The organism is Paracoccus sp. P2 (assembly GCF_046335115.1).
Lineage (GTDB): Bacteria > Pseudomonadota > Alphaproteobacteria > Rhodobacterales > Rhodobacteraceae > Paracoccus > Paracoccus pantotrophus.
Genome location: NZ_JBGOSN010000018.1, coordinates 34,625 through 48,021, shown reverse-complemented (window position 1 = coordinate 48,021; position 13,397 = coordinate 34,625). Strand labels below are relative to the sequence as shown.

Sequence of the window (13,397 nt, the reverse complement as noted above, 5' to 3'; positions counted from 1 at the left end):
CCTGGCGGACGGCTGCGGGGCTAGCCGCGGCACCGGGACGCGTCAATCGGAACGCTGCGGCGGCGATGCTGCGCCTTGCGCAATGCGGATGCCTGCCTTACCTGTCCGGGGAACAGCCGGAAGGGGATGGAATGGGCACGCTCTACGAAGCCTTGATGCTGATACTCGACGTGGTCTGGTTCGTGATGATCGCCCATATCATCATGTCATGGCTGATCAACTTCCAGGTGCTGAACCTGCGCCAGCCGCTGATCTGGCAGGTCTGGAACGGGCTCAACCGCCTGCTGGAGCCGATCTACGGCCCCGTCCGCTCGATCCTGCCGAATACGGGCGGGCTGGACCTGGCGCCGCTGGTGGTCTTCATCGGCATCATCATCCTGCAGCGCGCGCTCGCCAATAACGCGGCCTGGTTCTACGGCTTCTAGATGTCGGCCGCGCCCCTTCTGCGGCAGGTCTTCGGCTTCGACGCCTTCCGGCCGGGGCAGGAAGAGATCGTCGATGCCGTCGCCGCCGGCCGCGACGTGCTGGCGATCATGCCGACCGGCGGGGGCAAGTCGCTGTGCTACCAGCTGCCGGCGCTGATGCGGGACGGGCTGACGGTGGTGATCTCGCCGCTGATCGCCCTGATGCGCGACCAGGTCCGGGCGCTGACCGAGGCGGGCGTCGCCGCCGCCGCCCTGACCAGCGGCAATTCGGACGAGGAAAACACCGAGGTTCTGCGGGCCCTCAATGCCCGCGAATTGCGGCTTTTGTATATGGCGCCCGAACGGCTGGCCTCGGGCGCGACCATTCCCATGCTGCGCCGCGCCGGCGTGCAGGCCATCGCCGTGGACGAGGCGCATTGCGTCAGCCAATGGGGCCATGACTTCCGCCCCGACTACCTGCGCGTGGGCGAATTGCGCCGGGCGCTGTCGGTGCCGCTGGCCGCCTTTACCGCCACCGCCGATGCGGAAACGCGCGAGGAAATCGTCAAGCGCCTGTTCGACGGCGCGCAGCCGCAGATCTTCCTGCGCGGCTTCGACCGGCCGAACATCCACCTGGCCTTCCAGCCCAAGGACGGGCCGCGCCGGCAGATCCTCGACTTCGCCGCCGCGCGCCGCGGCCAGTCGGGCATCGTCTATTGCGGCACCCGCGCCAAGACCGAGACGCTGGCCGGCGCGCTGAACGAGGCCGGCCTTGCCGCCGTCGCCTATCACGGCGGCATGGAGCCCGACCTGCGCCGCGAGGTCGAGGCGCGCTTCCAACGCGAGGACGGGCTGATCGTGGTCGCGACCGTGGCCTTCGGCATGGGCATCGACAAGCCGGACATCCGCTGGGTCGCCCATGCCGACCTGCCGAAATCCATCGAGGCCTATTACCAGGAAATCGGCCGCGGCGGGCGCGACGGCGCCCCGGCCGAGACGCTGACGCTTTACGGTCCCGACGATATCCGCCTGCGCCGCGGCCAGATCGACGAGGGGCTGGCCCCGCCCGAGCGCAAGGCCGCCGACCATGCCCGGCTGAACGCGCTGCTGGGCCTGGCCGAGGCCACCGCCTGCCGCCGCGTCGCCCTGCTGGGCTATTTCGGCGAAAAGGCCGCGCCCTGCGGCAATTGCGACATCTGCGACAACCCGCCCGAATGCTTCGACGCGACCGAGGCGGCGCAGAAGGTGCTGTCGGCGGTGCTGCGCACCGGCCAGACCTATGGCGCCGGCCATGTCATCGACGTGCTGACCGGCACCATGACCGACCGCATCCGCCAACGCGGCCATGACCGGCTGCCGACCTTCGGCTGCGGCCGCGACCTGTCCAAGGCGCAATGGCAGGCGGTGATCCGGCAGATGCTGGGCCGCGACCTGATCCGCCCCGACCCGGAACGCCATGGCGGCCTGGCCATCACCGCCGCCGCCCATCCGGTGCTGCGCGGCGAGGAGCGGATCACCCTGCGCCGCGATGCCATGACCCGCGCCCGCCCCGCCGTGGTGGTGCGCACACAGGTCGACGAGGAGGACGCGCCGCTGCTTTCCGCGCTCAAGGCCAAGCGCCGCGCACTGGCCGAGGCGGCGCGGGTGCCGGCCTATGTCATCTTTCCCGACCGCACCCTGATCGAGATGGCGCAAAGCCGCCCGCAAACGCTGGACGAGATGGCCCGCGTGAACGGCGTCGGCGCCAAGAAGCTGGAAAGCTACGGCGAGGAATTCCTGCGCGTCATCGCCGGCGAGGTGGCGCCGATGCATCCGGCGCGCCGGGCGCTGGCCGGCCGGGCCTCGGCCGATCTGTTCGACCGGCTGGCCGAGGCGCAGGCCCGGCTGATGCGCGGCGAGGACGGCACGGAAAAGCCGCTCTCGGTCGGCAATTCCGCCCTGCGCCGCATCGCCGAGGAGCGGCCGCGCGACCTGTCGCGCTATCTGGACGCGGCGCGGCTGGAGCGTTTCGGCCCCGCCTTCGCAGCCGAGATCGCCGCCGGCCCCGAGGGCTGAGCGGAGCGCAAGTCCGCAAGCGATGCCACCGGCGGCGCGGCGGGCACGCCTTCGCCCTTGGGGTCTTATTCCTGCGCGGCGGCGCGGGCGCGGTCCTCGGGGTCGGGCATCGGGTCGCCCTGGGGCGGGCGGACCCGGAACACGGCGCAGTAAAGCGCCGGAACGAAGATCAGCGTGACCAGCGTGCCGGCGATGATACCCCCCATCATGGCAAAGGCCATCGGCCCCCAGAACACCTGCCGCGAGATCGGGATCAGCGCCAGGCTGGCCGCCGCCGCCGTCAGCAGGATCGGGCGGGCGCGGCTGTCCGATGCCTCGAAGACCGCGTCCCATCTGGCATGGCCGCGCGCGATCAGCTCCTGGATCTCATGCACCAGGATGACCGAGTTGCGGATCAGGATGCCGATCAGCGCCAGGATGCCCAGGATGGCGACGAAGCCCATCGGCACGCCGAAGGGCAAGAGCGCCGCGACCACCCCGATCAGCCCCAGCGGCGCGGCGGCAAAGACGATCAGCGACAGCCGGAAGCCCTGCATCTGCACCATGACCAGCGTCGCCATGATCAGCAGCATGATCGGCACCACGGCCGCGATGGGCTCTTGGCTCTCGGCCGAGGTCTCGACCGTGCCGCCGACGACGACCTTGACGCCGGGCGGCAGGCCGGCCTGGAAGCGCGCGACCCTCTCGGCCAGCGCCTCGACCAGCGTGGCGGGCTGGTCCTTGCTGGCGATGGCGGCCTTGACCGTCACCGTCGGCAACCCGTCGCGCTGCATGATCAGCGGTTGCTCGGTATCGTATTCCAGCTTGGCCAGCGAGGCGAGCGGGATCGGCATCCCCGTCGGCGTCGCCAGCTGCAGGTTCTGGATCGAGGCGAGCGATTCGCGATCCGCCTGCGAGCCGCGGGCAACGACGTCGATCAGGAAGATCCCGTCGCGCAGCTGGGTGATCGTGCGGCCGCTGAAAGTGCCCGACAGCGCGCCCGAGATGTCCTCGTTGGTCAGGCCCAGCCGGCGGGCCTGGTCCTGGTTCACCTCCAGCCGCACCACGCGGGCGGGCTCGTTCCAGTCCAGCGCGATGTCGCGCAGCCGCGGCTCGGTCGCCAGCACCGCGGCCAGTTCGCGCGCCGCGTCGCGCGCCTGCTCGGGGTCGGGCGACGAGACGCGGTATTGCACCGGCTTGCCCACCGGCGGCCCGATTTCCAGGTTCTTGACATAGATGTCGGTGCCGATCAGCTCGCGCCCGGCGAATTCGACCAGCCGCGCCTTGAGCCGGTCGCGCGCCGCCAGGTCCGGGGTCTGGATCACGATCTGGCCCATGTAGGGGCCGGGGGTGGGCACATCCATCGACAGGATGAAGCGCGGCGCGCCGCGGCCGACATAGGTGGTCCAGAACAGCGCGTCCGGCTCCTCGGCCAGCATCGCCTCGATCCGGGCCATGTCGGCATCGGTCTTGGCGATCGAGGCATTGGCGCGCTCGGTCACGTCCACGATGATCTCGGTCCGGTCCGAGGTCGGGAAGAACTGCTGCTCGACGAAGCGCATGCCCACGACCGAAACCGCGAACACGGCCAGCGTAATGGCGATGGTCAGCCATTGGTGGCGCATGCCCCACAAGAGCAGGCCGTGGAACTGCCGGCGCAGCCAGGTCGGCCGTTCGGATTTATGCGCCATGGTCGCGGGCAGCAGGGTGACGCCCAGAAGCGGTGCGAACAGCACGGCGACGATCCAGCTGACGATCAGCGAAACCGCGATCACCACGAACAGCGAAAAGGTGAACTCACCCGCCGCCGAGCTGTTCAGCCCGATGGGAATGAAGCCGGCCACCGTGACCAGCGTGCCGGTCAGCATCGGGAAGGCGATGGAACTCCAGGCATGGCTGGCGGCGCGCTCCAGGCTGTCGCCGACCTCCAGCCGCGAGATCATCGTCTCGATGGCGATCATCGCGTCGTCGACCAGCAGCCCCAGCGCGATGATCAGCGCCCCGAGCGAGATGCGTTGCAGCGTGATGCCATAGATGTCCATCACGATGAAGGTGATCGCCAGCACCAGCGGAATGGTCAGCGTCACCACGAAGCCGGCGCGCAGGCCCAGGCTGACGAAGCTGACCAGCAGCACGATGGCCACCGCCTCGGCCAGGGCCTGGACGAAATGGCCGACGGCCTCGTCCACCACATGCGGCTGGTCGGCGAACTTGGCCATCTCGATGCCGATGGGCAGGCCGCGGGCCACCTCAGCCATCAGCGCATCGACCTCCTGGCCGAATTCCAGGATGTTGCCGCCCTCGCGCATACCGATCTGCAGGCCGATGGCCTCCTTGCCGTTATAGCGAAACAGCGCGCTCGGCGGATCCTCGTAGCCGCGGGTCACGGTGGCCACGTCGCCGATGTTGAAGAAGCGGTCCCCGACCCGCAGGTTCACCGCCGCGATCGCGGCTGCATCGTCGAACTGCCCGCCCACGCGCACCAGCACCTGCTCGGGCCCGGCCTGCACGATGCCCGAGGGCGAGATGGCGTTTTGCAGCGCCAGCGTCTGCACCACCTGGTTGTGGTTCAGCCCCATCGCCGCCAGTCGGGCCGAAGAAAACTCCAGGAATATCCGTTCCTTGCGCACGCCCAGGAGCAGGGTCTTGCCCGCCATCGGCAGGGCCTGGACCTGCTTGCGGATATCCTCGACCCGGTCGCGTAGCTCGCGCTGGGTAAAGCCGTCCGAGGTGAAGGCATAGATATTGCCGAACACGTCGCCGAAATCGTCGTTGAACTGGAAGCCCTGGAACTCCTGCGGGAATTCCGGGCGGATGTCCGACATCATGTTGCGCACGCGCTTCCAGACCTCGGGCACCTGCGGCCCGCGGATGGTCGGATCCAGCTCCAGATAGACCACCGACTGCCCCGGCATGGTGACCGAACGGGTGAATTTCAGCTCGTCCAGTTCCTCGAGCTTGGTCTCGATCCGCGTCGTGACCTGCTGCAGCGTGTCCTCGATGGTGGCGCCGGGCAGCGAGGCGCTGATCACCATGATCTTGATGGTGAAATTCGGATCCTCCTCGCGGCCGAGGCGCAGATAGCCCAGCGTGCCCGCCACCATCGAGACGATCAGCAGGAACCACACCAGCGAACGGTGATGCAGCGCCCAGTCGGACAGGTTGAAGCCGCGGTTGGTCATGGTTTCACGCTTGGTCCCACGGATTGGCCTTCGGTCAGGGAATGGATGCCGCGGATCACCACCTCCTCGCCCTGGGCCAGGCCCGAGACGACGGTGACGCGTCCGCCGATCGGCGGGCCCTGGGTCTCGATCCGGCGCAGGGCGACCGTGCCCTGGTCGCCGTCGCGGCTGACCACCCAGACATGTTCGGCGCCGTCGCGTTCAAGGATGGCTGCCTGGGGCAGGACCAGCCGCGCGGCGGCGGCGCCGGCGGGACGCGCCCGCACCAGCGCGCCCAGGCGGAAATCGGCATCCTCGCCAAGCGCCAGATGGATGCGCCGGGTCCGGGTCGCGGCATCCGCCACCGGTTCGATCTGCGAGACCGTCGCCGGCAGGATGCGACCGGGGTCGTTTTCCGTCCAGACCTCATAGGGATCGCCCTGCCCCACGCGCGACAGCACGACATCGGGCAGGTCGATCACCGCCTCGATGCCGTCCTGGGTGGACAGCCGCAACACCGGCTCTCCGGCGCTGACCACGGCGCCGGCATTCACGAAAACCGCGCTGACCACCCCGTCGAAGGGCGCGCGCATCTCGGCGAAGCCTTCGGCGTCGCGGGCCTGGATCAGTTCGGATTGCGCCTGCTGCTCGGCGGCCTGCGCCGCGACCAGCGCGCGTTCGGCCTGTTCCAGCTGCGCGGTCGAGGCGACGTTGCGCCGGGCCAGGGCCCGCGTGCGCTCGGCCGTGGCCTGGGCGGTGCGCAGCTCCACCTGCGCCGCCTCAACCGCGGCCTGGGCGGCGCGGACATCGCCCTGCAGGTCGTCGGGATTGAGCGTGGCCAGCACGTCGCCCTGGCGGACGACATCGCCGACATCGACATTGCGCGCGGTCACGCGGCCAAGGGTCTGGAAGCCCAGGGCGACCTCGATCCGGGCGGCGATCACGCCGGGGATGGAATGGCCGGCAGCCTGGGCGTCGCTGACCAGGATGCTGGCCACCGGGCGGGGGGCCGGGGCGGTCGCCTCCTGGGGTTTCTGCCAGGGCAGCGGGAAACCGGTCGCGCCGCCGGCAAGCACGACCAGCACCAGCAGCGCCGGAATCAGGGCCTTGCGCATCATTCCTGCCTCGCTGCCGCATCCACGACCGCGCGGCCGGGGTAAAGCATCTGCGCCCCCGCCCCGACCACGGTCTGCCCAGGCTCCACCCCGGCGCCCAGGATCACCGTGCCATTGGCGAATCGCTCGATCCGGACCGGCGCCAGCGAGACGCGGTTGTCCGCCCCCACCAGCCAGACGGCCGGCTGGCCCTCCGCCGAGGTCAGCGCCGTCCAGGGCACGGCGATGCCGCTGCCCGCGGGGAAATGCACCGCCCCCCGCACCGCCGCGCCCAGCAGGCTGGCGGTGGGCGGAGCGTCCTCGATCTCGGCCCGCACCGTGACCGAACCGGTGGCGGGATCGACCAGCGGCGCGATCTCCGTCACATGCGCGGTCATGTGCAGATCGGGAAAATCGATGCCGGTCAGCGTCACCGGCGCGCCGATCGCACCCTGCAGCAGCGGCGAATCCGGGCTTTGGAACACCGCCTCGCGCCCGGTCGCCGAAGCCAGCGAGATCACCGCCTGCGCCGCTCCGACGATCTGCCCCGGCTCGGCCCGGCGCGCGGTGACGATGGCATCGGAGGGCGCGCGGATCACCGTATCCTCCAGCGCACGCTGGGCCTGGCCCAGGGCCGTGCGCGCCTGCGCCAGCCCGCCCCTGGCCGCGGACAGGGCCTGGCTTGCCGCATCCAGCGCAGCCCGTGTGCCCACGCCACGCTTCAGCATCGCATCGGCGCGCTGAAGCGCCTGGTCGGCCTGGGCCTCGGCCGCCTCGCCCGAGGCGACCGCCGCCTCGGCCACGCGCAGCGCCTGTTCCTGTTGCAAGGGATCGGTCCGGGCCAGCGGCTGGCCCTGGCTGACCCGATCGCCTTCGCGCACCAGCACTTCCACGACGCGGCCGCCCAGCCGAAAGCCGATATCGACGCTGTCCTTGGCATGGATGGTGCCGGTCAGGGCGGCGTCGAAGGTCAGCTCGGCTTGCTCGACCTGCACGAACTCCACGCGGAGCGGAGCCTGGGCCAGGACCGGCGAGGCCGCAAGAATCGCCAGGATCAGCCCAAGCAGGCGGAGCATCGCCCTGCTCCCATCTGGTTTGCTGTCCGTTTCCGGTCGGATGTTCAAGTTCGCAGCTCCTGGAATATCGGAACGACATGACCTTGCGAATGCGCCGGCCCCAGCTAGCGCGGAACGCGCGGTGAACGGTTTGTTATTGATAGCTTCGCACCAGCGCGGCCGCAATCATGCCCCAGCCGTCCACCACGACAAAGAAGGCCAGTTTGAAGGGCAAGGCCACCACCACCGGCGGCACCATCATCATGCCCATCGACATCAGCACAGCCGAGACCACGAGGTCGATGATGAGAAAGGGCAGCGCCACCAGGAAGCCGATCTCGAAGGCGCGCTGGATCTCGCTGAGCATGAAGGCGGGGATCAGCACCGACAGCCGGTCGGGCGATGCCTGTGGGTCGGGGGCAATCTCGGCCAGGGTGGCCAGCATCTCGGGGTCGGTGCGATGCTCCATGAAGCCGCGGAAGGGGACGATGCCGCGCTGGAACGCCTGCTCGACGGTGATCGCGCCGTCGCGCAGCGGTGCGCCCGCGACCTGCCAGGCCTCGGTCAGCACCGGGCTCATCACGAACCAGGTCAGGAACATGGCCAGGCTGACGATCAGCATGTTCGGCGGCGATTGCTGCAAGCCCAGCGACTGGCGCAGGATCGAGAGCACCGTCACGATGAAGGGAAAGCAGGTCACCATAATGGCGATGCCCGGCGCCAGAGACAGCGCCGTCATCACCGCCAGCAGCGTGATCGCATGCCGGCCGATGCCGCCGGCGACGGCTTCGAGGCCCGCCCCGTCGAGGCCCGCCCGGTCGATCAGCGGCAGATCCTGCGCCGCCGCGGCCTGCGGCAGCAGCAGCAGCAGGGCCGCAAGGACCGGGGCAAGGACAGGCACCAGCCTGATCACGATGCGCCTGCCGGGCCGAGGATGCGGACACAAAGCCGGTTGTCGGTCTCATCGCCCGAGACGAGTTCGCCCCGCGCGATGACCTTGTCGCCGACGCAGATCTCGACGCCGTCCGACATGTCCTGGTCCAGGGTCAGCACGTCGTCCGGCCGCAGGCGCGACAGCTCGGCGACGGTCAGTTGCGTGCCGCCCAGCCGGATGGCGATTTCCACCTGGATCTGGTCGGTGGCAATAAGGCTGGCAAGATCGTCCATGATCAGTCCCCGGTCTTGATGTCGTCGATGATGGCCTTCAGTTCCGCGCAAGCCGCCGCAGGATCGAAGAGGATCGTGCCCTGGCCCGCGACCAGCTCGACCATCTCCCGCCCCGGCGGCAGGTTCTCGATCCGCACCTGGGGAAACTGCCCGCGGCCCAGGCAGTCGGCAAGGTCGGGTTGCAGGTCTTGCGGGCAACGGACCACCAGCGCGCGGTCCGGCGCGTGTTCGACGATCCGCGCCACCTCATCGGCCAAGGCCAGCCGCAGCCGCTCCCTTTGCGAGCGCGGGCCAAGCACATCCACCAATGCATGCAGCACCGGCGCCAGCGCCTTGCGAAGCTCGGCGCGCAACGCGACCTCTTTTTCCTGGCCGATCCGCATGTCGCAGCGCAGGTCGGCCAGCGCCTGGGTCAGCGCATCCAAGCTGGCCTCGCGTCCCTCGGCCAAGCCCTTTTCATAACCGCATTGAAAGGCTTCCTCGCGCTCGGCCGCGGGTGCCAGCCCACCGGCACCCGCGGCGCCCAAGGAAAAGGAATCAAGCCGAAGCGCGGCGGGGCTCATAGCGCATCCTCACGTTTCTCGATCCAGCCCGACAGGATCTGCAGGCTTTCGTCCTTGCGCGATTTCATCAGATCCTTGAGCCGGGTGACCGGATCGCCGTCCTCTGCCCCCATGGGCGTAAAGTCGATCTCGGGCACGACATTGGCCTGGGACGGAGGAGGGCTGCCCTCGGCCCTGGCAACCGCAAGCGCCGCCGGAGGTTCGGAATGGTCCAGCATGGCCTGCGCCGGATGGCCCGCGGGCCTCGAGCGCAGCAGCGGACGCAGCAGGAAGGCCGCCAGCGCCAGCGCGAAAAGGCCGACCAGCGCGATGCGGATCAGCCCGTTCAGGTCCAGCTTGGACAGCAGGCCGCCGGTTCTGGCCAGGGTGCCCGCCTCGGAAAGCGAGGCGAAGGCCAGCGATTTCACCGTGATCGCATCGCCCCGCGCCTCGTCGAAGCCCACGGCCGAGGCGACGAGTTCGCGGATCGCCTGAAGCTCGGCCTCTTCTCGCGGCACCAGCATGGTTTCGCCATTGGCCTCGGTCCGGGCGGTGCCGTTTACCAGCACGGCGACGGTCAGGCGGCGGGTGGCGCCGGGCTGGCGTGTCACCTCGCGCGTGACCTTGCTGACCTCGAAATTCGAACGCTGGCGGGTTTCCGACCGCGAGGAGCGGCCTTGGTCGCCGGCATTCTCCTGGCCTTCGGGCAGGTTCGACGCGGCCGTAACCGCGCTCTGCTGCGCATTGCTGCTTTCATCGGCGCTTTCCTCGCTTTCCTGCGAGATCAGCGCACGCTCCTGCGGGTCGAAGCGTTGCTCGGTCAGGAACTCGGATTCGTTGACCACGTCCAGGTGCAGTTCGACGATGGCATTGCCATGGCCGACATGCGCGGCCAGGATGCGCTCGACATTGCGCTTCATCTCGGCCTCGCGGTCCTCGCCGGCGAAATCCTCGCCCGAGGAAATGACGCCGCGTTCGCTGTCGATCACCGCCACACGGTCCGCCGACATGCCCGGCACGCCCGAGGAGACCAGGAACTTCAGCGCCTTGGCCTGGCTGCGGTTGATCGGCGTGCCGTCGGTCGTCAGCGTGACCGAGGCGGTCGCCTCGGCCTCGCGCCGATAGCCGCGGCCCTGCGGCACGGCCAGGTGCACGCGCGCCGCCTTGACGTTCGGCAGGGCCAGGATGGTGCGCGCCAGCTCGCCCTCCTTGGCGCGCCAATAGGCAGCGTCGAACATCTGCGAGGTGGTGCCGAAACCCGACATGCCGTCCAGGATTTCATAGCCCTTGCCGCCGGCCGAGGGCAGCCCCTCGCCGGCCAGCATCATGCGCAATTCGTCGCGCCGGCTTTCCGCGACCCAGATCGAATCGCCCCGGATCTGGTAGGGGATGCCGGATTTCTCGACCGCGGCCATGACCGCGCCGGATTGCTGCGAATCCAGCCCCGAATACAGCAGCGCCATGCCGGGCCGGCTGGCCAGCCAGGAAAGCCCGGCAATGGCGGCAAAGGTGAACAGGAAGGCAGCCGCCAGCACGGCCCTTTGTCTTGCGCTTCTTTCGCGCCAGTAGTCCTGCAGCTTCAGCAAAACCGTCCCCTTCGAATCGCCGTTATCCTTGTCGCGACCTTCATGGCACGGGGGCGATTAAGAATTGGTTAGCCCGCGGGTGTTATCCAGTCCCCGGACGGACGGAGAATCACCATGACCGATGTCGCCGACATCAACGCGGAAGAAAAACCCGGCGGGGGGATCGGGCGCATCCTGCTGCCGCTGGGGTTGGCCCTGGTCCTGGGCGGGGCGGGCTTTGCCTCGACCTGGCTGGGATTCTGGTCGCCCCTGTCGCTTCTGGGGCCGAAGCCGGAAAAGGTGCAGACCATGACCGCGCCGGCCGTGGCCTTCGTCGATATTCCCCAGATCGTGCTGACGCTGGCCGGGCCACGGGGGCGGACGCTGGTGATGACGGTCAAGATCGAGACCGACCAGAACCGCCGCGCCGAGGTCGAGCACCTGATCCCGCGCCTGCTGGACAGCTTCAACGGCTTTCTCACCGACATCGACCCAGCCGCTTTCGAGAAACGCGGAATATTGGACATCGTCCGGGACGAGCTGGCGACGCGCGCCGTCTTCGTCCTGGGCAAGGAGGCGTTCACCGATGTCCTCATCACGGAGTTCAGGATCCAATGACGATTGCCCAGCTTTTACAAGTCGTTCTGATCACCTTTACCATCGGGCTGTCGGCATTCTGCTTCATGCTGGCCCGCCGGCTGCGCAAGCTGAACGACCTGGAGACCGGCCTGGGCGGCGCCATCGCCGTCATGACCAGCGAGATCGGCCGGCTGGAGAAATCCATCCTGCTGGCCAAGGCCGAGGCCACCGCAGCGACCCAGGCCCTGGCCGAGGAGATCGAACGCGCCAAACAGGAGCGCGCCTTCTGGATGCTGCAACAGAAATTCGCCGAGCCCGGCCCGCAGCGGTCAAACCGGCTGCAACGCCGCCGCCGGCGCGAAGGGGCGGTGGTGGATGCGTAGGCCGGTCCTGTCGATCCTGGGCGGCGTGATGATCCTGGCCGCGGCCGGCCAGGCGGCGATGCTGATGGATGGGCTGTCGCGGCTGTCGGCCCATGCCGTGCCGTCCGAGCTGATGGCCGGCTGCTCCGATGTCCCCGAGGCGGTGGCCCTGGCCGAGACGCTGCGCGAGCGCGCCCTGCGCATCGACCGCTACATGCAGGACATCGAGCGGCGCAAGGCCGAGATCGGCGCGGCCGAAAAGCGGCTGACCGAGCGGCTGGTCGAGCTGCGCAAGATTAGGCAGCAGATCGCCCAGAACAGCCGCGGCCAAAGCCAAGCGCAGACCGAGGACATCGCGCGGCTGATCGCGGTCTACGACCAGATGAAGCCGGAACAGGCGGCCATGGTCCTGTCGAACCTGCCGCCGGATTTCGCCGCGCAGATCCTGGCCCGCGTCCAGCCGGAAACCGGTGCCCGCATCATGGCCTCGGTCGAGCCGGGCCATGCCGCGGTCCTGACCTCATACATGGGCGCCCTGCGGGCCGCCGGGAAGTAGGTGAACAGATGTTCGGCATGATCGGCATTGTCGTGACCTTCGCGATGGTCTTCGGCGGCTATCTCCTGGCCGGCGGAAAGCTGGGGGTCATCCTGCATTCGCTGCCCTTCGAGATGATGATGATCGGCGGGGCGGCGATCGGCTCGTTCCTGCTGTCGAACGAGACGGCGGTGATCAAGCAGGCGCTGGGCGGCATCGGCCGCTCGCTCAAGGGGCCGCGCTGGCATGAATCCGACGTGCAGGACGTGTTGTGCCTGCTGTTCCAGCTGCTGCGGATCGCCCGCGCCAGCCCTGTCGAGCTGGAGGAGCATATCGAGAGCCCCGGCGCCTCGCCGATCTTCCAGGCCTATCCGCGGATCCTGGCCGACGAGCATGTGGTGACGCTGATCGCCGACACGCTGCGATCCGCCAGCCTGAACTACGACGACCCCTATCAGGTCGAGGAGATGCTGTCGCAACGCATCGGCCTGATGAACGAGGAATCCATGCACGCGCCCCACGCCTTGCAGAACATGGCCGACGCGCTGCCGGCGCTAGGGATCGTCGCCGCCGTCCTGGGCGTGATCAAGACCATGAGCTCGATCGACCAGCCGCCCGAGGTGCTGGGCAAGATGATCGGCGGGGCCCTGGTCGGCACGTTCCTGGGCGTGTTCCTGGCCTATGCGCTCGTCGCGCCCTTCGCCCAGCGGCTCGGGGCGGTGACCAAGCAGGACCAGGCCTTCTACGACGTGATCAAATCGGTGCTGATCGCCGGCCTGCACCAGCATGCGACCAATCTTTGCGTCGAGGTGGGCCGGCAATCCGCGCCCGAACATGTCCGCCCCTCGTTCGGCGATGTCGAGAACGCGCTGCGCGAACTGAAGAGGGCATCGTGATCG

At 68.8% G+C, this 13,397-nt stretch carries 13 protein-coding genes; 6 read left to right on the top strand and 7 right to left on the bottom strand.

Annotation, left to right across the window (positions count from 1 at the left end):
• Positions 1 to 131: 131 nt before the first annotated feature.
• Together ACDP63_RS13045 and recQ are read left to right on the top strand one after the other, a co-directional pair.
• Positions 132 to 425: a YggT family protein gene (locus ACDP63_RS13045; RefSeq protein WP_024842699.1), complete on the top strand. Its 294-nt coding sequence runs from the start codon at positions 132 to 134 to the stop codon at positions 423 to 425.
• Complete coding sequence (gene recQ, locus ACDP63_RS13040; RefSeq protein WP_024842700.1) at positions 426 to 2,459, top strand: DNA helicase RecQ; 2,034 nt, start codon at positions 426 to 428, stop codon at positions 2,457 to 2,459.
• A 65-nt stretch (positions 2,460 to 2,524) separates the two neighbouring features.
• Here the strand turns inward: recQ and ACDP63_RS13035 are convergent, their stop codons facing one another.
• The 7 genes from ACDP63_RS13035 to fliF form a co-directional block, all read right to left on the bottom strand.
• Positions 2,525 to 5,620: an efflux RND transporter permease subunit gene (locus ACDP63_RS13035; protein ID WP_024842701.1), complete on the bottom strand. Its 3,096-nt coding sequence runs from the start codon at positions 5,618 to 5,620 to the stop codon at positions 2,525 to 2,527.
• Positions 5,617 to 6,717, bottom strand: a complete 1,101-nt coding sequence (locus ACDP63_RS13030; RefSeq protein ID WP_024842702.1) for an efflux RND transporter periplasmic adaptor subunit — start codon at positions 6,715 to 6,717, stop codon at positions 5,617 to 5,619. Before ACDP63_RS13030 ends, ACDP63_RS13035 begins: the two co-directional genes overlap by 4 nt.
• On the bottom strand, positions 6,714 to 7,769 hold the full coding sequence (locus ACDP63_RS13025; RefSeq protein WP_024842703.1) for an efflux RND transporter periplasmic adaptor subunit: 1,056 nt from the start codon (positions 7,767 to 7,769) through the stop codon (positions 6,714 to 6,716). The genes ACDP63_RS13030 and ACDP63_RS13025 overlap by 4 nt, the downstream gene beginning before the upstream one ends.
• 133 nt (positions 7,770 to 7,902) lie before the next feature.
• Positions 7,903 to 8,661, bottom strand: coding sequence for a flagellar type III secretion system pore protein FliP (gene fliP, locus ACDP63_RS13020; protein WP_024842704.1), 759 nt, complete (start codon positions 8,659 to 8,661; stop codon positions 7,903 to 7,905).
• On the bottom strand, positions 8,658 to 8,915 hold the full coding sequence (locus tag ACDP63_RS13015) for a FliM/FliN family flagellar motor switch protein (protein ID WP_024842705.1): 258 nt from the start codon (positions 8,913 to 8,915) through the stop codon (positions 8,658 to 8,660). Before ACDP63_RS13015 ends, fliP begins: the two co-directional genes overlap by 4 nt.
• Before the next feature lie 2 nt (positions 8,916 to 8,917).
• The gene (locus ACDP63_RS13010; RefSeq protein ID WP_024842706.1) at positions 8,918 to 9,478 is read right to left on the bottom strand and encodes a hypothetical protein; all 561 of its coding nucleotides are present in this window, start codon (positions 9,476 to 9,478) and stop codon (positions 8,918 to 8,920) included.
• Entirely contained in the window at positions 9,475 to 11,043 is a 1,569-nt protein-coding gene (gene fliF / locus ACDP63_RS13005) for a flagellar basal-body MS-ring/collar protein FliF (protein WP_024842707.1), read from the bottom strand. Before fliF ends, ACDP63_RS13010 begins: the two co-directional genes overlap by 4 nt.
• Before the next feature lie 114 nt (positions 11,044 to 11,157).
• On the opposite strand from fliF, the gene fliL reads away from it, so the two are divergent.
• Genes fliL through motA form a run of 4 tightly spaced genes read left to right on the top strand, consistent with a single transcriptional unit; the run spans position 11,158 to position 13,394 of the window.
• Complete coding sequence (fliL, locus tag ACDP63_RS13000) at positions 11,158 to 11,640, top strand: flagellar basal body-associated protein FliL (RefSeq protein ID WP_024842708.1); 483 nt, start codon at positions 11,158 to 11,160, stop codon at positions 11,638 to 11,640.
• Positions 11,637 to 11,984 (top strand): hypothetical protein, encoded by a 348-nt coding sequence (locus ACDP63_RS12995; RefSeq protein ID WP_024842709.1) that lies wholly within the window; start codon positions 11,637 to 11,639, stop codon positions 11,982 to 11,984. The genes fliL and ACDP63_RS12995 overlap by 4 nt, the downstream gene beginning before the upstream one ends.
• Complete coding sequence (locus ACDP63_RS12990; RefSeq protein WP_024842710.1) at positions 11,977 to 12,519, top strand: MotE family protein; 543 nt, start codon at positions 11,977 to 11,979, stop codon at positions 12,517 to 12,519. The genes ACDP63_RS12995 and ACDP63_RS12990 overlap by 8 nt, the downstream gene beginning before the upstream one ends.
• An 8-nt stretch (positions 12,520 to 12,527) precedes the next feature.
• The gene (motA, locus tag ACDP63_RS12985) at positions 12,528 to 13,394 is read left to right on the top strand and encodes a flagellar motor stator protein MotA (protein ID WP_024842711.1); all 867 of its coding nucleotides are present in this window, start codon (positions 12,528 to 12,530) and stop codon (positions 13,392 to 13,394) included.
• Positions 13,395 to 13,397 lie beyond the last annotated feature (3 nt).